The sequence below is a fragment of the Pantoea sp. SO10 genome (assembly GCF_005281435.1).
In the GTDB taxonomy this organism is placed as follows: domain Bacteria; phylum Pseudomonadota; class Gammaproteobacteria; order Enterobacterales; family Enterobacteriaceae; genus Pantoea; species Pantoea leporis.
The window spans coordinates 1,051,220-1,073,168 of record NZ_CP040095.1 but is presented as its reverse complement, the minus strand read 5'-3'; the positions used below and the strand labels follow the sequence as shown (position 1 = coordinate 1,073,168).

Genomic DNA, 21,949 nt, shown 5'->3' with positions numbered 1-21,949 from the left:
ATATAAGCAAAGGCTGTGCCATAAATAAAAAAAGGGGAATGTCAGTAGCATAGGCGCGCTGCATCACGCTTCGTTATGTGAAGCACAGCGCAGTTTGCGGAGGGGGAAGAGGAAAGGTGTTGCAATATTGCACTTCTTTGGTGCTTCAAGCCTCAAAGAAGTGCATCAATACAGAACATTCCGATAAAACTGTGCAAAAAAGGTGCAATTCACCCTTCGGCTTGTACGGGGATGCCCGCCGCGAGTTCATCGCCGGCCTGCTGCAGCTGATACATCTGCCAGTAACGGCCCTGCTCGGCCAGCAGCTCAGCATGCGTACCGCGTTCAACCACCTGACCGCGATGCAGCACTAAAATCTGATCGGCTTCGGTAATGGTGGAAAGGCGATGCGCAATCACCACCAGCGTGCTGTGCTGGCGTAGTGCACGTAACGCCTGCTGAATCGCCTGTTCCGTGCCGGAATCGATATTGGCCGTGGCTTCGTCGAGGATCAGGATTTGCGGCAATGACACCAGCACGCGCGCCAGCGCCAGCAGCTGTTTCTGCCCAACCGACAGATTATTGCCCTGCTCGCCTAAACGCGTATGGATGCCGTCCGCCATGCTGCGCGCCAGCGGTGCCAGCTGCACCGTCTCCAGCGCCTGCCACACCTGATCTTCCGAGATATCGCGCCCCAAACGCACGTTGGCCAGCAGCGAATCCGCCAGCACCACCGGATCCTGTTGCACCATCGCAACGCTTTGACGTAAAGCGGCGTGCGACAGCTGCGGCAGCGGGCGACCATCCAGTTCGATACTGCCGCGCGTCACCGGGTAATAGCCCATCAGCAGATTCGCCAGCGTGCTTTTCCCGCTGCCGGTGTGCCCCACCAACGCAACAAAATGACGCGCCGGCACTTCGAGATTGATGTGGCTGAGCACATCGCGATTATCGCGATAGGCAAAGCTCACATCCCGCAGCGAGATGCTGCCGGAGGCCAGCGGCAGACTATCGCTGCCATAACCTTGCTGCTCCGCATCCATCAGTTCAAAGATACGCTCGCCGGACACCACCGCCTGTTGCAGCATCGACTGCTGCGTGGTGAGTTCAATCAGCGGTTCATTGAGGCGGCCAAGATAGGTAATAAAGGCATACAGCACACCGACTTCAAACACGCCCGGCGTGGCGAAGCTGAACAGCATCAGCAAACCGCACAGAATCATCGCCGAAAACAGACTCAACAACGGGCGCAACAAAAAGCCATCCAGCCGCAGCGTTTCCATACGTGCCAGATAGTGTGAACGGCTGGCTTCGCCCATGCGTTCACCAAAGCGCGCCTGCTGGCGGAACTGCTGGATCACGCTCATGCCGTTGATCACTTCATTGAAGCCGTTGTTGATGTCCGCCAGATAGCTGCGCACGCGACGCGCAATCGGCGTGCTAAAGCGCTGATAAATCAGCATCACCGTTAGCACCAGCGGGAAAATCACGATCGCTACCAACGCCATGCGCCAGTCGAGGGAGAACATCGCCACCAGCATCGCGCCAATCAACGCGGCAGCCCGCAACACTGTGGCCACCACGGTAACGTAGAGATCTTTGATCACTTCGGTGTCATTGGTGACGCGCGAGATGATTTGGCCGACCGGCTGCGTATCGAAGGCGCTGAGCGGCTGGCGCAACGCCGCGTTCATCACGTCCACGCGCAATTGCTGCACCACGCCAATCGCCGCGCGGTTAAACAGCAACGCCTGAAAATAGTGCAAACCGGCGGCCAGCAATTGCAGCAGGACAAAGCCCACCAGCAGGCCCGCGACGATGCCCCACGGCATCTGATGTTTCGCCACCAGATTATCGATGAAGTAGCTTACCAGCACCGGTCCGGTCACTTCGGCTGCCGCCGCAATCCACAGCATGCCGACCGCCAGCCACAGCGATTTACGCCACGGTTTGCCATACGCCAGCAGTCGTTTCAGCGTCGGCCATAAACGTTGTGATTTAGCCACGGCTAGCTCCTTCTGCCACTTCATCGTCATCCAGTGCGGCTTCCAGCTGCTGATAACGGTACATATCGCGATACCACCCCTCTTTGCCCGCCAGAGTTTCATGATCGCCACGCTGCGCCACGGCCCCCTGCTGCAGCACCAGAATTTCACTCGCTTCAGTGAGCGCCGACAGACGATGCGCGCTAATAATCAAGGTGCGCCCTTTGCCCCACTGACGCAGGTTATGCAGGATGTCATGTTCAGTGCGGCCATCAACCGCCGACAGCGCGTCATCCAGAATCAGGATTTCGGCATTCAGCAGCAGCGCGCGTGCAATCGCGATGCGCTGCTTCTGTCCGCCCGATAACATCACGCCGCGTTCGCCCACTTCGGTCTCATAACCTTGTGGCAGGCGCAGAATATCATCGTGCACGCAGGCCATGGTTGCCACACGCTCCAGCTCTTGCTGCGTCGCATTCGGGCGACCCAGCGCCAGATTGGCGGCAATGGTGTCAGAGAACAGGAAAGGCGTCTGGCTGACGACCGCCAGCCGGCTGCGCCAGCTATCGAGCCGCAACTGCGGCAGCGGCGTATTGTGGTAACGAATATCGCCCTGATCGATGTCGAAGTGGCGCTGAATCAAGCTTAGGAGCGTGCTCTTGCCGCAGCCGGTTGGCCCACATAATCCTAGCATTTGGCCCGGTTTTAACTGGAAATTAAGATGGCTCAGCACCGGGCCAGAGCTGGCCGGATAGCGGAACTCTCGAATGGCAACCTGCAGGATGCCAGGTTCGGGCGGTAGCACTTTCTGTCCATCTTCAACCGCTGGCGCTTCCGCCAGCAATGAACGGATACGGCTCCACGCCGCACTGCCGCGCTCAACGATGTTGATCATCCACGCCAGCGCCAGCATGGGCCAAATCATCAGACCAAGGTACATCACAAAGCTGGTGAGCTGCCCAAGCGTCAAACTGCCGTTCCACACCATCCAGCCGCCACCGGCAATTGCCAGCAGGTTAGAGAAGCCGACGGCGATATAAATGATCGGATCGAATCGCGCATCCACGCGCGCCACATGCAGGTTTTTCTTGCCGGTATCAGCAGCGATGCCGGCAAACTGCTGCGACTGGTGATCTTCGAGGCCAAATGCTTTGATCATACGGATGCTGGTCAGGCTTTCCTGGGTTTGATCGTTCAGGCTTGAAAACGCCGCCTGCGCCACTTTGAAACGTTGATGCAAGCGGGCACCGTCTTTCTGGATGGCGAAAGCCATAATTGGCATCGGGATCAGCGCCAGTAACGTCAGTTGCCAGCTAATTTGGGTGCTCATCACAATCAGCACCACCAATCCCATCACCAGCGAATCCACCAGCGTCAGCACGCCTTCACCGGCGGCAAACACCACGCGATCCACATCATTGGTGGCGCGGGCGATCAGATCGCCAGTGCGATGGCGCAGATAAAATGCCGGATGCTGGCGGCTGAGCTGGCGATAAAAATCTTCACGTAGCTCAACGGCTAATTGATAGGATGCGCCAAACAGCAGCACGCGCCAGACGTAGCGCAGCAGATAGACAATCACCGCCGTCACCAGCATCACGCCGATCCACATAAAGATCTGCCCGGCGCTTAAATTATGCTGGGTGACGCCGTCGACAATTACGCCAACCACGTGCGGTGGCAGCAATTGCAGTAAGGCAATAACGATCAGCAAGCTGACGGCGCCCAGATATCGCCGCCACTCGCGCAGGAAATACCAACTTAACTGGCTGAATAATTGCACAAGCGTGTCTCTTTCTGTGCCCGTTAGGGCGCTACCGGCAAGGCGGTGGTGTATTTAATCTCTTCCATGGCAAAACTGGAGGTCACATCTATCAGTCCCGGCACGCCGTTCACCAGGCGCTTATAAAAGCTGTCGTAACTCTTCATGTCCGCGACCTGAATGCGCAGCAAATAATCGTACTCGCCCGCCATGCGGTAAAACGCCATCACTTCCGGCATTTGCTGCACCACGGCGACAAATTGCTTAAACCACTCGCTGCTGTGCTGCTGAGTTTTAACAAACATAAAAGCGGTGAGCGACAGACCGATTTTTTCGCCGTCCACCAGCGCCACGCGCGCACGAATAATGCCATCATCTTCCAGTTTTTTCAGGCGTTTCCAGCACGGCGTGGTGGTGAGATTCACCGCATCGGCCAATGTCTGCAGCGACAATGTGCAATCCTGCTGCAGCATTGCCAGCAAAGCGCGGTCAGTTTTATCTAACATTTGCCACTCCCGGAGAAAAATTTTCTCTAAGCGCACCATTATACCGCGATTAAAGCAACCTCTTTTTCCTGCCAGTGCCTTACACTGTGCGCAATAATGATTACGGAAATGCCACATGCAAACGCCCTGGGTTCGCCACGCCATCAATGAAATTAACGCCGATTTTCAGCGCTCCGCGGATACGCATCTGATCCGCTTTAAGTTGGATGATTTTCCTGGCATTCACTTCTATCTTAAGGATGAAAGCACCCATCCCAGCGGCAGCTTAAAACATCGTTTGGCGCGTTCCCTGTTTCTCTATGGCCTGGCGAATGGCTGGATCCACGAAAATACGCCGATCATTGAAGCCTCATCCGGCAGTACTGCAGTATCGGAAGCTTACTTCGCGCGTTTGCTCGGTTTGCCCTTTATCGCTGTGATGCCCGCCAGCACCGCGAAACGCAAAATCGAGATGATTGGTTTTTACGGTGGCGAGTGCCATTTCGTCGCCGATCCCTGCCAGCTGTACAGCGAATCCGAGCGTTTAGCACGTGAACTCAACGGCCACTTTATGGACCAGTTCACCTATGCCGAGCGCGCCACCGACTGGCGCGGCAACAACAATATTGCCGAAAGCATTTTCCGCCAGATGTCACACGAACCCTTCCCGGTGCCGCATACGGTGATCATGAGCGCCGGTACCGGCGGCACCTCAGCAACGCTGGGCCGCTATATCCGCTATCAGGGCCATGACACCCGCCTGCTGGTGGTCGATCCGCAGCATTCAGTGTTCTTTGATTACTGGCAGAGCCGCGACAAAACGCTGCGCAGCGAACGCGGCAGCCTGATTGAAGGCATTGGTCGTCCGCGCGTGGAACCGTCGTTTTTACCCGACGTGATTGACGAGATGACGAAAGTGCCGGATAGCGCGACTATCGCCGCAATGCTGCAGCTGGAAAAGGTGCTGGGACGTCGCCCTGGCGCTTCAACCGGCACCAACTTCTGGGGCATGATGCAGGTGGCAAAACGCATGCGGGAAAACGGCGAGCAGGGTTCTCTGGTGACGTTGCTGTGTGACAGCGGTGAGCGCTATCCCGACACCTATTACAATGCGCAGTGGGTAAAGCAGAATATCGGCGACATTGCGCCATGGGTGCGTGAGCTGCAATAAAAAACCGGACGTCCTGTCCGGTTCACTGTAAGCCTCAGCATTCGGGGGAATAATCGAGGTGTGGTGTGGTCATCCAGTGATTAAGGTAGTGAGACACCGCCTGTGTCTCGCAATGTCCGATAATCGGTAAATGGGGCAACGACGCTTTCAGTTGATGCATGGCGTTGCCCATAATAAAACCGCTGCCAACACGTTCCAGCATTTCGCGATCGTTCATGGCATCGCCAAACGCCATACAATCCGCCAGCGACAGCGAAAGATGCTGGCACAAACGCCCCAACGCCGCGCCTTTATGGCAATCGACCGGCAAGACTTCCAGACAATCCCACGCAGAGAAGCAAATGTTGGCCCGCTCGCCCAACGCGGCCTGCAATTCGCTTTTTAACGCCTGCAACATTTCATGTGGCGCAATAAAACAGATTTTCGTGACTTCATGCGCCGACATCTGACGCAAATCGCGCAGCTGATAATGGAAGCCACTCATCGCATGCGCTTCCAGCGCGCCGAGCAGCGGCTTATCGGTAAACCAGCCCTCATCGTTGAAAACATGAATCGAGGCCGGCGTTTGCCAATACGTATGGATCACCTCTTCCGCCACCGATGGCGATAAATCGCAGCCGTAAAGTTGGTTGCCTTCCAAATCGTGAATGCGCGTGCCGTTACCGGTAATCAGCCACGCAGGCAAGGTGATTTGTTCGCGTACTCGCTGCATATCCATGAGATGACGCCCGGTGGCAAACGCCAACGTGACGCTGCGCTGATGCAACGCATGCAGGCTTGCCAGCGTTTCATTACCTAACCGGTGCGAAGGCAGCAACAGCGTGCCGTCCATATCAAATGCCGCGAGGCGAGCCATGCGAATTCTCCTGTCTGAGTGAGGCAGCTACTATCGCCTGGTAATTACGGAACTAATAGTGAATACTTTTTAAAAACTGTTCCGGGTTTAACTATGCGTGAACTTCATCGGGTCAATCAATTTCAGCGCCTGTGGCAACTCAGCCACGGCGAAACGCAACGCCTTAGCGTCGCTGCGATGGCGCATCACTGCTTTTGCAGCGAGCGCCATGTGCGCACGCTGCTGCGTCAGTGGCAGGATGCCAGCTGGCTGCAGTGGCGCGGTGAATCCGGGCGTGGCAAACAGGGTGAGCTGACTTTCCTGGTGTCGCCGGAACAGCTGCGCCAGCAGTTGTTAACGCAGCAACTCGACGCCGGCGAGGCGGTACAGGCGCTGCAGGTGCTCGATCTGCATCCCGAGCGATTAGTAAAATTGCTGCGACCACTGATGGGCGGTCAGTGGCAGAAGCAATCGCCGGTGCTGCGCATTCCTTACTACCGCGCGATGGAGCCGTTGCGTCCGCTGCAGCTGACCGGACGCGCCGAGCAACATCTGGCGCGCCAGGTTTTCTCCGGGTTAACGCGTTTTCGCGATAACGATGTTGAAGGCGATCTCGCTCACCATTGGCAGCATGATGCCAGCGGCCGTGACTGGTATTTCTGGCTGCGCCCACAGCTCAGCTGGCACAACGATGAACTGGTGCAGGCGGCACAGTTGGTTGAGCAACTGCAACAGATCAGGCATTCGCCACGCGGTTCGCGGCTGCTGGCGGCGATTGAACAGATTGAAGCGCCGCATCCGCTAGCGATACATATTCAACTGCGTGAAAGCGATTACTGGCTGCCGCAGCGGCTGGCGCACCAGTTCTGTCTGTTACCGCATCCTGAATTCACCGATATCGGTAGCGGGCCGTGGAAACTCACGCATTTCACCGCTGAGATGGTGCGTCTGGAGAGCCATGCGCGCTGGCATTTGCAGCGCCCGCTGATCCAGCGGATGGAATACTGGATCACACCGCAGCTGTTTGATCGTGATCTCGGCACCAGTTGCAGCCATCCGGTGCAAATCGCTATTGGCGATCCTGACGAACTTGGCTCGCTACGTCCGGTTGATCGCAGTATCAGCCTGGGATTTTGCTATCTGGCGCCACGCATCTCGGCAAACTTCAGTGCCGAACAGGCCCAATCGCTGATTGCCCTGATTCAGCGCAGCGGTGTGATTCAGCAACTGCCGCTGGATGAGGGTTTAATCACACCGAGCCATGAGCTGCTGCCTGGCTGGCCAGTACCGCGCGCCGAAAGAGAGACGATTGCACTGCCGCCCACATTAACGCTGCATTACCACTTGCCGGTCGAACTGCATGTGATGGCACAGGCGTTAATTCCACTGCTGGCGCAACACGGCTGCGCCCTCACCTGCATCTTCCATGACGTAAAAAGCTGGCGTGACGATAGCGATCTCAGTGAGGCCGATGTAGTGATGGGCGATCGACTGATTGGCGATGCACCGCTGTTTACGCTGGTGAACTGGCTGGAGAACGATCCGGTCTGGCAGCCGCTACGCGAACAGGTTCTGCAAACGCCACTGAGCGCGATTGCCCAACAACCTGATGCACTGCAGCGCAGTGAATTGACTCAGCAACTGTTTCAGCAGCTGATGTGCGATGGCCACTTACTGCCGCTGTTTAATTATCGCTATCAGGTTTTTGCGCCGCCCGGCGTGGAGGGCATCCAGCTTAATAGTTTGGGATGGTTTGATTTCACCCGCGCCTGGATTCCGCCGCCAACCACAGCTAGCGCTGTTCAGCCTGCGTCCGAGCCAGTACCATAAGCGCACTGATTTTTGGGGAAGAAAAAATGAAACGAGCCGTTGTGGTATTCAGTGGCGGACAAGACTCCACCACCTGTTTAATTCAGGCGCTGCAACACTATGATGAAGTGCATTGCGTTACTTTTGATTACGGCCAACGCCATCGTGAAGAGATCGAGGTTGCGGCTGAGCTGTCGCACAAGCTGGGCGCGCGCGCGCACAAAGTGCTGGACGTTACGCTGCTCAACGAGTTAGCCGTCAGCAGCCTGACGCGCGACAACATTCCGGTGCCGACCTATGATCCCAATGCCAGCGGTTTGCCGAGTACCTTTGTACCGGGCCGCAATATCCTGTTCCTGACGCTGGCATCGATTTATGCCTATCAGGTCGAAGCCGAAGCGGTGATCACCGGCGTGTGCGAAACCGATTTCTCCGGCTACCCGGATTGCCGTGATGAGTTTGTTAAAGCACTGAATAACGCCGTCAGCCTCGGCATGGCGCGCAATATTCGTTTTGAGACGCCGCTGATGTGGCTGAATAAAGCGGAAACCTGGGCGCTGGCCGATTACTGGCAGCAACTGCCGCTGGTACGCGCTGAAACGCTTACCTGCTACAACGGCGTAAAAGGTGATGGCTGTGGCGAATGCGCGGCCTGTCATTTACGCGCCCGTGGCCTGGCAGATTATCAGGCGAACGCGCCGGCGGTGATGGCAGCGATGAAACAAAAAAGCGGCCTCAACTGATTCAGGCCGCAGGGTAAACTGGCGTCATCGGCGCCAGTTATTCATTTTCGACCATCAATGACGCCAGACGCTCGCGCAACTCCCCTTCCATCGGCACCGCTTTTTGCGTACGCAAATCGATACAGACAAAGGTCAGCGCGGCATCGGCCACCACCGAATTATCACTCGCCAGCAAGACACGCTGCGCAATGATGCCACTTTTACCGCTGAGCTGTGACACTTCACTTTCAATATTCAATACGTCGCCCAATACCGCCGGACGACGATAGTTGATGTTGATATTCACCACCACAAACGCCAGTTGCTGCTCCATCAGCCAATGAAACGCATCGACATCCTCCAGCCACTGCCAGCGCGCCTCTTCCAGAAATTCCAGATAGCGCGCGTTATTCACGTGCTGATAAACATCCAGATGATAACCGCGCACTTTAATTGTGGTTTGCATTGTTGCTCCTTGTTCAGGCTGAGAATGACAACTGGTAAGACCTGTTGAGCATAGCACAGCCTGAATCCGGGCTTTTTCAATCCTTCAAAGTCGCGAGACGCTTCACAGTTTAAGCCGGGCGCTGTTGCGCTCAATCAGGGCGCTACCAATGCCCGGCACCTCCTTGAGCTGTTCAATGGCGGTAAAGGGCCCGTATTGTTCGCGATAACTGACAATCGCCTGCGCCTTCTTCAGCCCGATACCGTTCATACCAGCCGCCAGTTGTTCGGCGGTGGCTGAATTGATGCTAACCTGGCCTTCCTGTGGCGTGGAGACTTGCGTCGCCTGCGTTTCACTGGGACTTTCGGCAGCCGCCAGTCCGGTGGTATAAACTGCGCCGCCCAGCGCCAGCGTAACGCATAGGGCTTGAAACGTTGATTTAACCATGCTGTGTTTCTCCTTGTGTTTGACAGCAACAGCAGGGTGTCACAGCACAATTCAACGCTCAAAAGGGCAATTTCAGAAATGGAAAAGGCCGCATAAGCGGCCTTTCGGGTATTGCAGTGATTTAACTTTTTTTGTGAGGCTTACTGGTTTTGTGCTGCGGCGCCGTACTTAATCTTCGCCTCTTTACGCAGGTTTTCCAGCAGCGCTTCAAAGGCGATTTGCGCGTTATTCTGCGTTACGCCTTTTACCATCTCATCGATCTGCGCCTGCGGCATGTTGCCCGCGCTGACTTTATCCAGCGCGATCAGCACCACATTGCCCTGCATATCTTCGCTCACGCCCCACGACGGTTTATTTTCGGCAGGTTGTGGCAGATTGAAGGCCGACTGAGCAACAGGATCCTGCGCGTTGCGATCGAACGATTTGCTGGCGCTGAGCGTCAGGCCTGCAGCCTTCAGTGCATCCGCTTTACCGGCTTTCAAATCGGCCAGCAGCTTATCTGCTTGTGCTTTCGCCTGCTGCGTCGCTTTATCATGCTTCAGCGAGTCTACGATCTGTGCTTTTACCTGATCCAGCGGCTTCACCGCTTCCGGTTTGTGCTCGCTGATACGCAGTACAAAGGCACGATCGCCATCCACAGAGATGATGTCGGAGTTGTTACCCGGCGCACCATTCTGGCCTACCAGACCACCGTTGAAGATCGCTTGTTTAACCTGATCGAAATTCAACTCGTCTGGCAGGTTATCGCGGGTGATCCAATTGGTTTCTACCACTTTCAAGCCGGAAGCCTGCGCGGCGCCCGCCAACGATTCGTTGTCGTTGCTGGCTGCTTCGCTGACTTTCTGCTGAATTTTGTAGAAGGCATCAACCGCTTTCTCTTGTTTTACTTTATCGGCAACGATGTCATGAACATCGGCCAGCGGCTTAACCTGCTCCGGCTGGATATCATCCAGACGCACCACCAGGAAGCCAACCGACGATTTGATAGCGCCGGAAAGCTGGCCTTTCTGCGTCAGATTGGCGTTTTTCAACTCGTCTGGCGTAGTGCTCGGCTCTAGCCAACCCATGTCACCGCCTTTGCGGGCTGAGATTGGGTCGATGGATTTGCTTTTTGCCAGCGCAGCGAAATCTTCGCCTTTCTTCAGCGCGTCAACCACGGCATTAGCGTCAGCTTCCGTCCTGGTCTGGATCACGCTGTAGCGATTACGCTGTGGCTGTGAATAATCCGCTTTATGTTGATCGTACCAGCTCTGAATGTCCGCTTCGCTGGCCGTTTCCTGCATGCTAGCGGCATCCATTTTGATGTAGCTCACGCGGAACTGTTCAGGCGCCATGAAGCTATTCTGATGCTGCTGGTAATATTGGCTGACTTCGTCGTCGCTGACCGTCTGCTTAGCCGCCAGCGCGTTGACATCAATCACCGCCTGACGCACTTCACGCTGCTGAGACACCAGATCCACCAGTTTGCTGGTTTCGCCTTTTAACATGAAATCGGTGTTAGCAATTGCGTTAATCAGCTGCTGCGTCGCCAGCTGCTTGCGCAGCGCTTCGGCATACTGATCGGCAGTGAAGCCCATGCTGGTGATCAGGCCGCTGTATTTGGCGTTGTCGAATTTACCGTTGGTCTGGAAAGCTTTCTGATTGAAGATCGCCTGTTTCACCTGATCATCGCTGATGCCGATGTGCAGATCTTTGATGTACTGATCAAGTAACGCCTGATCGATCAACTGCGACAGCGCCTGCTGGCGCATCTGCTGCATGTAGCCTTCGTTGCTGGCTAACTGCGAGAACTGATCGCCCAGCATCTGCTGCTGACGATTGCGCTCGTTGTTATAACCCTGCTCCAGCTCTGCACGGCTGATCTCGTGCCCGTTAACTTTGGCAGCATAATCACCGCCGCCACCGATCAGGTAGTTACCCACCCCGGTGAGTACGAAAGACAGGATGATCAATCCCAGAATAATCTTGAGCACGACATGATTCGACGCCGCGCGTAAATTGTCCATCATGGTATGACAACACTCCGCTGTAGTGTGAATGTAAAGCTCTATCACGATGTCATCATCGTGCAACTGCTGTTCAGGCTGGCAGTTGGCAACCATGCGGAGACAACAACCAAAGGCTATCGCCGCGCATCAAGAATAAAAAAGGCACATCAAAAATGATGTGCCCGTATGTTACATGAGAACGGCTTTTGCGTCCTCAATCCACGGAAGAAAATGCTTCAATGGATGTATCAGCGGTCATTAATTGACGGAATCTTTCAGTGCTTTACCAGCACGGAAGCCCGGAACTTTACCAGCCGGAATGGTGAGCTCTTTACCCGTTTGTGGGTTACGGCCTGTACGAGCTGCACGCTCACGTACAGAGAAAGTACCGAAACCAACCAGTGCTACTTCATCACCGCCCTTCAGAGCTTCGGTAACGGAGTCCATGAATGCATCTAAAACACGTCCCGCTGCCGCTTTAGAAATGTCAGCATCTGCAGCAATTTTGTCGATCAACTGTGACTTATTCACTCTCTTCATCCCCTCTTTTATTATTCACATCGCACCCGTGCTTCCCGCCCGGTGCGAACGCGCAGCCAGTTATATCAAGCCTGTGGAGCTGAAACAACGGTATTCATCTTAATCGTTGATCCAGCAGCCCACTAAGTTAGCGGCACAAAAAAAAGCTGGCAAGCACCATTTTGCCTGCCAGCTTCGCTTTTTAGCGGTTTATGCCGCTAATCACTATTTTGCGGTCGCAACCTGCATGCCGTAAGGCGCATTTTCCAGTGCCAGGTTCAGCACTTCTTCAATACGCTTCACCGGATGAATCTCGAGATCAGCAATCACGTTCTGGGGAATATCCTCCAGATCGCGCTTGTTTTCGTCCGGGATCAGCACGGTTTTGATGCCGCCACGGTGTGCCGCCAGCAACTTCTCTTTCAGGCCACCAATCGGCAGAACCAGACCACGCAGGGTGATTTCACCGGTCATTGCGACATCAGAACGCACCGGGTTACCGGTTAAGCAAGACACCAGCGCGGTGCACATAGCGATACCGGCGCTCGGGCCATCTTTCGGTGTCGCACCTTCTGGTACGTGCACGTGGATGTCGCGTTTCTCGTAGAAATCACCGTTGATGCCCAGTTTCTCTGCACGCGCGCGCACCACAGTCAGCGCGGCCTGAATCGATTCCTGCATCACTTCGCCCAGCGAACCGGTGTACGTCAGCTTGCCTTTACCTGGTACGCAGGCGGTTTCAATGGTCAGCAGATCGCCGCCCACTTCCGTCCACGCCAGTCCGGTCACCTGACCCACACGGCTTTCGCTCTCTGCGCGACCATAATCAAAGCGCTGCACGCCAAGGAAATCCTTGAGATTATCGCCATTGATCACGATGTGCTTTTTCGACTTATCCATCAGTAGCGCCTTCACTGCTTTACGGCACAGCTTGGAGAGTTCGCGCTCCAGACTACGCACGCCCGCTTCACGAGTGTAGTAGCGGATGATGCCAACAATCGCGCTATCGTCGACGGTGATCTCTTTCTCTTTCAGCGCATTACGTTCAATCTGCTTCGGCAGCAAATGTTGCTTCGCGATGTTCAGCTTTTCATCTTCGGTGTAACCGGAGAGACGAATCACTTCCATACGGTCAAGCAACGGTGCTGGGATGTTCATGGAGTTTGAGGTCGCCACGAACATAACGTCAGAGAGATCGTAATCCACTTCCAGATAGTGATCGTTAAACGCGATGTTCTGCTCAGGATCCAGCACCTCAAGCAGCGCTGAAGCCGGATCGCCACGCATGTCAGAAGACATTTTGTCGATCTCATCCAGCAGGAACAGCGGGTTTTTGACGCCCACTTTCGCCATTTTCTGGATCAGCTTGCCAGGCATAGAACCGATGTAGGTACGACGATGTCCGCGGATTTCCGCTTCATCACGCACGCCACCCAGCGCCATACGCACGTATTTACGTCCGGTGGCCTTAGCAATCGACTGTCCCAGCGAGGTTTTACCCACACCCGGCGGTCCAACTAGGCACAGAATCGGGCCTTTGATTTTGCTAACGCGACTTTGCACCGCAAGATACTCAAGGATGCGATCTTTGACGCGCTCCAGACCGTAATGGTCGATATCCAGCGTTTCCTGCGCTTTACGCAGGTCTTTTTTCACCTTGCTGCGCGCCACCCACGGAACCTGAACCATCCAGTCGATGTAGCCACGCACCACGGTCGCTTCTGCAGACATCGGCGACATCATCTTCAGCTTCTGCAGCTCAGCTTCGGCTTTTTCACGCGCTTCGGTCGGCATTTTGGCCGCTTCAATCTTACGTTTCAGCGCCTCGTACTCATCCGGCGCATCATCCATTTCGCCCAGCTCTTTCTGAATGGCTTTCATTTGCTCATTCAGATAGTACTCACGCTGGCTTTTTTCCATCTGCTTTTTAACGCGGTTGCGAATGCGCTTCTCAACCTGCAGCAGATCGATTTCTGATTCCATCATCGCCATCAGATATTCCAGACGTTCATTGACGTCGGACATCTCCAGCACGGACTGTTTATCAGCCAGTTTCAGCGGCATATGCGCTGCGACGGTATCGGCCAGACGAGCCGCATCATCGATGCTGTTGAGGGAGGTTAAGACCTCAGGTGGGATTTTTTTATTAAGCTTGATGTAGCCTTCAAACTGGTTGATGGCCGTGCGCACCAGCACTTCCTGCTCGCGCTCTTCAATTTCTGGCGAGACAAGGTATTCGGCCTGGGCAACAAAATGGTCGCCATTATCAGCCAGCGTGGTGATGTGCGCGCGTTGTAAACCTTCGACCAGCACTTTTACCGTGCCATCTGGAAGTTTCAGCATCTGCAATACAGAAGCGACGGTCCCTACTGAGAAGAGATCGTTAATGCCAGGTTCATCCGTTGAAGCCTCTTTCTGTGCAACCAGCATGATCTTTTTATCATGATCCATCGCGGCTTCGAGGCACCGAATCGATTTTTCCCGGCCAACAAACAACGGAATTACCATGTGCGGATAAACCACCACGTCGCGCAACGGCAACACGGGGATTTCAATGCGTTCAGAACGCTCAGGATTCATAGAGCTCTCTCTTAGTTTAATGTCCGCCAGGTGATGGGTACCGCGCAATAGAGGTTTTGCAGTTAAACCCACAGGATATTGAGTATATGGGGATGCTTGTACGACATTCAATGTCACTGGCGAGAGAAAAACAAAAGGGGAAAGATTTTTCCCCTTTTTTAAGATAACAACGTGGTGCAATTGTTTATTTATTCACCAGAAGCCTGGGCTTCATGCTTTCCATAAATCAACATCGGCTCGGATTGACCTTCAATGACTGATTCATCAATCACCACTTTTTCAACGTCATCCATCGAAGGCAGGTCGTACATAGTTTCAAGTAACGCACCTTCAACGATAGAACGCAGACCACGCGCACCGGTTTTACGTGACATCGCTTTTTTAGCGATTGCCGTTAAGGCTTCGTCGCGGAATTCCAGTTCTACGCCTTCCAGATTGAACAGCGCCTGATACTGTTTGGTCAGCGCATTCTTCGGCTCACGCAGGATCTGAATCAGCGCTTCTTCACTCAGTTCGCTCAGCGTTGCCACAACCGGCAAACGACCGATGAACTCAGGAATCAGGCCAAACTTGATCAAATCTTCTGGCTCAACCTGAGACAGCAATTCGCCTTCACTCGCCTTCTGGGATTTGCCCTTCACGGTTGCACCGAAGCCGATGCCGGACCCGGTTTCAACACGCTGGGAGATCACCTTGTCGAGACCGGCGAATGCGCCACCACAGATAAACAGAATCTTGGAGGTATCAACCTGCAAGAACTCCTGCTGCGGATGTTTACGTCCGCCCTGCGGCGGTACGGCAGCCACGGTGCCTTCAATCAGTTTCAACAGCGCTTGCTGTACGCCTTCGCCCGAGACGTCACGGGTGATCGACGGGTTGTCAGACTTACGAGAAATCTTGTCGATTTCATCGATGTAGACAATGCCGCGCTGCGCTTTCTGCACGTCGTAATCACACTTCTGCAGCAGCTTTTGGATGATGTTTTCAACGTCTTCACCCACATAACCCGCTTCGGTCAGCGTGGTGGCATCCGCCATCGTGAAGGGCACATCCAGCAAGCGCGCCAGCGTTTCGGCCAACAGTGTTTTACCGCTACCGGTTGGACCGATAAGCAAAATGTTACTTTTGCCCAGTTCAATACCGTTGCTGGTATCGCCATTGCGCAGGCGTTTGTAGTGGTTATACACCGCTACTGCCAGCACTTTCTTCGCCCTTTCCTGACCAATAACATAGTCATCGAGGTGATGGCGGATTTCATGCGGCGTCGGCAGTGAGCTACGCTCGCGATGCGGCGCAACTTCCTTAATCTCTTCGCGAATGATGTCGTTGCAAAGATCAACGCACTCATCGCAAATGTACACTGACGGCCCGGCAATTAGCTTACGGACTTCATGCTGGCTTTTGCCGCAGAAAGAGCAGTACAGCAACTTACCTGAACCGTCTTTGCGCTTATCTGTCATCAGCTAACCTCTTTTCTTTCTCAGACCAAATTTGTTGTACGGCGCTGGCCGTACATCAACGGCCGATATGCATTCAACCCATCTGCCTGCTACCCGTTAACTATAGCGTAAGGGGCAGACAGATGTGTCTTATTGGCGATGCGTCAGGATTGAGTCAACCAAACCGTACTCAACCGCTTCGCCCGCAGAGAGGAAACGATCGCGCTCAGTGTCGCGTTCAATCTCTTCCAGCGATTTGCCAGTGTGCTCAGCCATCAGCTCATTCATGCGCTGCTTCACTTTCAGGATTTCGCGCGCATGGATTTCAATATCCGTCGCCTGGCCCTGATAGCCGCCCAACGGCTGATGAATCATCACACGTGAATTAGGCAGGCAGAAACGTTTGCCTTTGGTGCCTGCTGTCAGCAGGAACGCACCCATTGAACAAGCCTGCCCCATACAGATGGTGCTGACATCCGGCTTGATAAACTTCATTGTGTCATAAATCGACATCCCAGCAGTAATCACGCCGCCTGGCGAGTTAATGTAGAGGTAAATGTCTTTTTCAGGATTCTCAGCTTCCAGAAACAGCATCTGCGCCACGATCAGGTTAGCCATATGATCTTCAACCTGACCAGTCAGGAAGATCACACGCTCTTTGAGCAGGCGAGAGTAGATGTCGTAAGAACGCTCGCCGCGCGAGGTTTGTTCGACCACCATTGGCACCAGCGCCATGTGCGGTGCAGTAAATTCACGATCGCCACTGTATGACATTACCGTCTCCTGATAAATTTCATTGGCAACATTCTGTACCGATTTTACGTGAGGCGCGCCGGGAAAACTATGCGCTGCAGTCTCACTCCGCAGTAACAAGACGGTTAATCAGTCAGTCTCACTGTTTTCATGCATTCTCCCTGTATCTGGGGATGCTGCCCAGTTGTTTCAAGCATAACAACCTTTTGCCCATTCGCTAACACGGAAAAAGAGCTTAGCGGATAATTTGCCGATTAATTAAGCAAATAGAGGGCAAATCGGTGTATTTGGCGCCAGAAACGAAAAAGCCCGCGACTTTTCAGTCACGGGCTTAGCACTAACGGTTAACGAATGAATCAGGCCGCAGAGGTCTGGTTCATCAGTTCCTGGAAGTTAGTGGCTTTATCGGTCACTTTCGCTTTCGCCAGTACCGCTTCAACCGCTTGCTCTTCCAGAGCCACGTTGCGCATGTTGTTCATCAGCTCGCTATTCTTGCTGTAGAACTCGATCACTTCCTGCGGATCTTCGTACGCAGAAGCCATCTCTTCGATCAGCGTTTTAACGCGATCTTCGTCAGCCTGCAGTTCGTTGATACGAATCACTTCGCCCAACAGCAGACCCACAACGACGCGACGTTTAGCCTGCTCTTCGAACAGTTCGCGTGGCAGTTCCAGCGCTTGCTTCTCGTTGCCACCAAAACGCTGTGCAGCCTGACGACGCAGAACGTCAATTTCGCTGTCGATCAGCGCAACCGGAACGTCGATGTCGTTGGCGTTAACCAGACCGTCGATTGCCTGCGTCTTGACGCGGTTACGGATAGCACCTTTCAGCTCGCGATCCATGTTCTTACGCACTTCAGCACGCAGACCGGCAACTGAACCATCTTCCACGCCAAAGCGCTTGATGAACTCTTCAGTCAGCTCTGGCAGTTCGCGAGTTTCAACTTTCTTCAGCACGATTTCGAACTTCGCATCTTTCCCTTTCAGGTTTTCTGCATGGTAATCGTCTGGGAATTTCACGTCGATAGTGAAGGTTTCGCCGGCTTTGTGGCCAACAACGCCCTCTTCGAAGCCTGGGATCATACGGCCCTGGCCCATTGCCAGCACGAAGTCAGAGGCTTTGCCGCCTTCAAACTGTTCGCCGTCAACAGAACCGCTGAAGTCGATGGTCGCGCGATCTTCAGCTGTCGCTGCGGCATCGCTCTCTTTCCAGGTCGCCTGCTGCTTCTGCAGGGTTTCCAGCATGGTATCAACGTCAGCGTCTGTCACTTCTACCACTGGCTTCTCAACTTCGATTGCGTCCAGGCCTTTCAGCTCAACTTCTGGATACACTTCGAACTCAACCGCGTAGGTGAAGTCTTCGCCTTCTTTATATTCGCCCGGCACATAGTTTGGTGCGCCAGCCGGATTGATTTTCTCTTTGATGATGGCGTCAACGAAGTTGCGCGTCATCAGCTCGCCCAGCACGTCCTGGCGAACAGAAGCACCGTAGCGCTGAGAAATGATGTGTGCCGGCACTTTGCCTTTACGGAAACCGTCGATACGGACTTTCTTAGCCACTTCCACCAGTTCTTTCTTTACTGCGCTTTCGATGCTGTCAGCTGCAACAGTAATCGAAATGCGACGGCCCAGACCCTGAGTGGTTTCTACTGAAACTGTCATCTTGTTACCTCAAAAAATCACGTGCTCGGTCAACTTCAGACACCACACATAAAATGCGCCGTATCCAACAACCGGGACGGCCTCTGCAGGCAGAACCAAATCCCTGTCACCAGAAGCGTCCCGAAGACATTCCGGAAAAATAGACGCAGCATTATAGCGGCATCGCTGGAATGAGTCGAGGCTGCAAACTCACCACTTTTTAGCGGTTTTGCTGCTTTTTTGCGCCGTAGATCGCGTTTGAGTGTAATAAATGAAAAGAAAACGGCCCGCAGGCCGTTTTTAAGGATGAGTAAAAAGGGAATTCAGGCGAGCGTTCCCGCGCCGCGACAATTCGGCGAGGCCAAAACCGTATCCTGCAATCCATCCCACTCTTTTTGCGTGTAAGTATGCAGTGCCAGCGCGTGTACGCTGCCCGCTAATTCGGTCGCCAGTTCGCCATAAATAGCGCGATGACGTTGCAGAAAGCGCTGACCGGTAAATCGATCGCTGACAATCACCACTTTAAAGTGACTTTCAGAACCGGCGGGCACGTTATGACGGTAGCTTTCATCATGCACTTCAAGATGTGCAGGCTCGAAAGCGTTACGCAACTTTTCTTCTATTTGTTCGCGAATCATGATTAACACTCCTTTCCGGCGAGCGCTGTGCCCATCTGTTTAAATATTAGTAGGTTTTTCACCGCTTCCGCAGGTTGGCCGTAAATAAATCCGCCAGCGCTGCGCATAGTAACTTGCTTATCTCTCAGGTCAACTGGCTGGCGTTTCATCCTGTCCGAAAAAAGCCTTTACAATCAATTTCCATTGGCCCGGGGCTTTTTTCACCGCTGCGCAATGCTATGATGGCCCCAGTTTTGCAAACCAACCCATATGCTAACGAGAATGAGTATGTTGAAAAAACTGTTATTCCCTCTGCTGGCTGCTTTTATTTTGGCCGGCTGTGCCAGCAACAACACCACATTGGATATTCAGCCGAAGATTCAATTACCGCAGCAAGATCCAAGCCTGATGGGCGTCACCATCAGCGTTAACGGTGCCGATCAACGTTCCGATCAGGCGCTGGCCAAAGTAAACCGCGATGGTCAGTTGATCACGCTGACACCATCACGCGACTTGCGTTTCCTGCTGCAGGAAGTGTTAGAGAAGCAGATGACGTCACGCGGCTACATGATCGGCCCGAGCGGTGCCGTTGATCTGCAGATCGTGGTGAATGGTCTGTATGCGGATGTGACACAAGGCAACGTGCGCTACAGCATTACCACCAAAGCGGATATTTCCATCATCGCCACCGCGAAAAACGGTAACAAGCAGGTGAAAAACTATCGCCAGACTTACAGCGTAGAAGGCGCGTTTACCGCCACCAACGCGAAGATCACCAACGCGGTTAACTCAACCCTGAGTGACGTGATTGCTGATATGGCGCAGGACACCAGCGTTCACAACTTCATTAAGCAGAACGCCCGCTAATTTCCGCAGTATTTTGCCCGGCGACTCTCAGCCGGGCTTCATTTCAGGTTGGCTATGACATCTCACTATCTGCGAATTTTTACCCAACGTAATGCGGCGGTATTGCTGCTGCTGGGTTTTGCCTCAGGCTTACCGCTGGCGTTAACCGCCGGAACATTACAAGCGTGGATGACGGTAGAGAATGTTGACCTGAAAACCATCGGTTTCTTCTCCCTTGTCGGTCAGGCTTACGTGTTTAAGTTCCTGTGGTCGCCGATGATGGATCGCTATACGCCACCGTTTCTTGGCCGCCGTCGCGGCTGGCTGCTGGTCACGCAGCTGGCGCTGATAGGCGGCATTATTGCCATGGGCTTTATGCAGCCTTCGCGTGACTTAACGCTGTTGGCCGCGCTGGCGGTGCTGGTTGCCTTCTGTTCGGCTTCGCAGGATATCGTGTTCGATGCCTGGAAAACCGATGTACTGCCGCCGGAGGAGCGCGGCAGCGGCGCGGCAATCACCGTGCTGGGCTATCGTCTGGCGATGTTGATTTCAGGCGGACTGGCGCTGTGGATTGCGGATCGCTACCTCGGCTGGCAAGCCACTTACTGGCTAATGGCGCTGCTGATGGTGCCGGGCCTGATCGCCACGTTGCTGGCGAAAGAACCGGTGGCGCCAGCGCGCGAACCGCACTCGCTACGCCAGGCCGTGACATTCCCGCTGAAAGACTTCTTCCAGCGTAACAATGCCTGGCTGCTGATCACGCTAATTATCCTTTACAAGCTTGGCGATGCATTTGCCGCCTCGCTCACCACCACCTTCCTGATTCGCGGCGTCGGCTTTAGCGCGGGCGATGTCGGTCTGGTGAACAAAACGCTGGGTTTGTTGGCCACCATGATTGGTGCGCTGTATGGCGGCGTGCTGATGCAGCGCCTGAGTTTGTTCCGCGCCCTGATGATTTTTGGCGTGCTGCAAGCGGTGTCGAATTTTGCTTACTGGTTGCTGGCGGTAACGCCACCGCACTTGTGGAGCATGGCCAGCGCGGTCTTCATTGAAAACCTGTGCGGCGGCATGGGTACCGCGGCCTTTGTCGCGTTACTGATGACATTGTGCAACAAATCCTTCTCGGCGACGCAGTTCGCACTGCTCTCTGCCCTCTCCGCCGTGGGCCGGGTTTACGTCGGTCCCGCCGCCGGTTGGCTGGTCGAAATGTGGGGCTGGCCCACCTTCTATGCTTTCACCGTGTTTGCTGGCGTACCGGGATTACTGCTGTTATGGCTGTGTCGCGGCACTTTGCATAGCATGCAGCAAAGCGGAGAGTTTGTGATGCGCAGCTTGTGGCCGCAAGGTTACCGCTGGACGGTGCGTCTGTTTAGCATCGGCAGCGGCTTACTGGCCTTGTGGTTACTGGCTTTAGCCCTTAACGCCAGCGGCGTTGTGCAGATTGATGCGCTACTTACGCCAATGTTTGAAGCCGGCATGGCATTTGCGCTGTTGGCGGTCGCACTCGGGGTTATTTTGGATAGTTTGGCATTAAAAAAAGCTGCGCGGGAAAATCTGGGTTGAGTAAGCCAATTTTCATAACGAAATAATGGGCTAAAAATATCAGTTGCTCATTTTCCCAATAGCATTTTTTTTAAAGCGAATTAGAAACATTAAATTAACAACTGCGAGCGAATATTTAAATCCGGTGCGCAATTACTTTGTATAAAAGTCATCGCCGAAATGATGCAGAAATGTTAAATAAATGAGTATTAAGAGTACGGTTTATACTTTCCCTGATTTTTCTGCGGTTTCTACCATTGGTTTTTGTTATATTGATGCCAACTGCTTGTCGCAGTTAATAATTTGTCACCCTGCGTAACATCTGTGACACCCTTAGCAAAAGGTGTCAACAGCCTTCTGACACATCCTTAAGCTGGTTTACACT

18 protein-coding genes are annotated in these 21,949 nt (G+C 54.0%); 5 read left to right on the top strand and 13 right to left on the bottom strand.

Annotated elements, in window-relative coordinates:
- Positions 1-209: 209 nt before the first annotated feature.
- From FCN45_RS04870 to FCN45_RS04860, 3 genes are read right to left on the bottom strand one after another with little or no spacing between them, the layout of a single operon-like run.
- On the bottom strand, positions 210-1,985 hold the full coding sequence (locus FCN45_RS04870) for a SmdB family multidrug efflux ABC transporter permease/ATP-binding protein (RefSeq protein ID WP_137385281.1): 1,776 nt from the start codon (positions 1,983-1,985) through the stop codon (positions 210-212).
- Entirely contained in the window at positions 1,978-3,747 is a 1,770-nt protein-coding gene (locus tag FCN45_RS04865) for a SmdA family multidrug ABC transporter permease/ATP-binding protein (RefSeq protein ID WP_137385280.1), read from the bottom strand. Before FCN45_RS04865 ends, FCN45_RS04870 begins: the two co-directional genes overlap by 8 nt.
- A 23-nt stretch (positions 3,748-3,770) precedes the next feature.
- Positions 3,771-4,232, bottom strand: a complete 462-nt coding sequence (locus tag FCN45_RS04860) for an Lrp/AsnC family transcriptional regulator (RefSeq protein ID WP_137385279.1) — start codon at positions 4,230-4,232, stop codon at positions 3,771-3,773.
- A 115-nt stretch (positions 4,233-4,347) separates the two neighbouring features.
- Between FCN45_RS04860 and FCN45_RS04855 the strand changes: the two genes are divergently transcribed.
- Positions 4,348-5,382 carry a PLP-dependent cysteine synthase family protein gene (locus FCN45_RS04855; protein WP_137385278.1) on the top strand — a complete coding sequence of 345 codons (1,035 nt, stop codon included), beginning with the start codon at positions 4,348-4,350 and terminating at the stop codon, positions 5,380-5,382.
- Between the two features lie 34 nt (positions 5,383-5,416).
- Here the strand turns inward: FCN45_RS04855 and cof are convergent, their stop codons facing one another.
- Positions 5,417-6,238 carry an HMP-PP phosphatase gene (gene cof / locus FCN45_RS04850; RefSeq protein WP_137385277.1) on the bottom strand — a complete coding sequence of 274 codons (822 nt, stop codon included), beginning with the start codon at positions 6,236-6,238 and terminating at the stop codon, positions 5,417-5,419.
- Between the two features lie 93 nt (positions 6,239-6,331).
- On the opposite strand from cof, the gene FCN45_RS04845 reads away from it, so the two are divergent.
- Together FCN45_RS04845 and queC are read left to right on the top strand one after the other, a co-directional pair.
- Positions 6,332-8,047: an SgrR family transcriptional regulator gene (locus FCN45_RS04845; RefSeq protein WP_137385276.1), complete on the top strand. Its 1,716-nt coding sequence runs from the start codon at positions 6,332-6,334 to the stop codon at positions 8,045-8,047.
- Between the two features lie 26 nt (positions 8,048-8,073).
- Entirely contained in the window at positions 8,074-8,769 is a 696-nt protein-coding gene (gene queC, locus FCN45_RS04840) for a 7-cyano-7-deazaguanine synthase QueC (RefSeq protein ID WP_101762419.1), read from the top strand.
- Positions 8,770-8,806: 37 nt separating this feature from the next.
- Here queC and FCN45_RS04835 read toward each other — a convergent pair whose 3' ends face one another.
- The 9 genes from FCN45_RS04835 to bolA form a co-directional block, all read right to left on the bottom strand.
- Complete coding sequence (locus FCN45_RS04835) at positions 8,807-9,214, bottom strand: thioesterase family protein (protein WP_137385275.1); 408 nt, start codon at positions 9,212-9,214, stop codon at positions 8,807-8,809.
- Positions 9,215-9,316: 102 nt separating this feature from the next.
- The gene (locus FCN45_RS04830) at positions 9,317-9,640 is read right to left on the bottom strand and encodes a helix-hairpin-helix domain-containing protein (RefSeq protein ID WP_137385274.1); all 324 of its coding nucleotides are present in this window, start codon (positions 9,638-9,640) and stop codon (positions 9,317-9,319) included.
- A gap of 140 nt (positions 9,641-9,780) precedes the next feature.
- Positions 9,781-11,649 carry a peptidylprolyl isomerase gene (ppiD, locus tag FCN45_RS04825; protein ID WP_137385273.1) on the bottom strand — a complete coding sequence of 623 codons (1,869 nt, stop codon included), beginning with the start codon at positions 11,647-11,649 and terminating at the stop codon, positions 9,781-9,783.
- Between the two features lie 237 nt (positions 11,650-11,886).
- The gene (gene hupB / locus FCN45_RS04820) at positions 11,887-12,159 is read right to left on the bottom strand and encodes a nucleoid-associated protein HU-beta (RefSeq protein WP_036648244.1); all 273 of its coding nucleotides are present in this window, start codon (positions 12,157-12,159) and stop codon (positions 11,887-11,889) included.
- A gap of 213 nt (positions 12,160-12,372) precedes the next feature.
- On the bottom strand, positions 12,373-14,727 hold the full coding sequence (gene lon / locus FCN45_RS04815) for an endopeptidase La (RefSeq protein ID WP_101762422.1): 2,355 nt from the start codon (positions 14,725-14,727) through the stop codon (positions 12,373-12,375).
- 188 nt (positions 14,728-14,915) lie between these two features.
- Positions 14,916-16,187, bottom strand: coding sequence for an ATP-dependent protease ATP-binding subunit ClpX (gene clpX, locus FCN45_RS04810; RefSeq protein ID WP_008103932.1), 1,272 nt, complete (start codon positions 16,185-16,187; stop codon positions 14,916-14,918).
- A 129-nt stretch (positions 16,188-16,316) separates the two neighbouring features.
- Positions 16,317-16,940, bottom strand: coding sequence for an ATP-dependent Clp endopeptidase proteolytic subunit ClpP (gene clpP, locus FCN45_RS04805; RefSeq protein ID WP_007886971.1), 624 nt, complete (start codon positions 16,938-16,940; stop codon positions 16,317-16,319).
- Positions 16,941-17,275: 335 nt separating this feature from the next.
- On the bottom strand, positions 17,276-18,580 hold the full coding sequence (gene tig / locus FCN45_RS04800) for a trigger factor (RefSeq protein WP_137385272.1): 1,305 nt from the start codon (positions 18,578-18,580) through the stop codon (positions 17,276-17,278).
- 302 nt (positions 18,581-18,882) lie between these two features.
- A complete protein-coding gene (gene bolA, locus FCN45_RS04795) occupies positions 18,883-19,197 on the bottom strand; it encodes a transcriptional regulator BolA (RefSeq protein ID WP_008103937.1) in 315 nt (104 codons plus the stop codon).
- Positions 19,198-19,464: 267 nt separating this feature from the next.
- Here bolA and FCN45_RS04790 point away from each other — a divergent pair, with 267 nt between their 5' ends.
- Entirely contained in the window at positions 19,465-20,043 is a 579-nt protein-coding gene (locus tag FCN45_RS04790) for a lipoprotein (protein ID WP_007886975.1), read from the top strand.
- Positions 20,044-20,097: 54 nt separating this feature from the next.
- The gene (gene ampG, locus FCN45_RS04785; protein ID WP_137385271.1) at positions 20,098-21,585 is read left to right on the top strand and encodes a muropeptide MFS transporter AmpG; all 1,488 of its coding nucleotides are present in this window, start codon (positions 20,098-20,100) and stop codon (positions 21,583-21,585) included.
- Positions 21,586-21,949 lie beyond the last annotated feature (364 nt).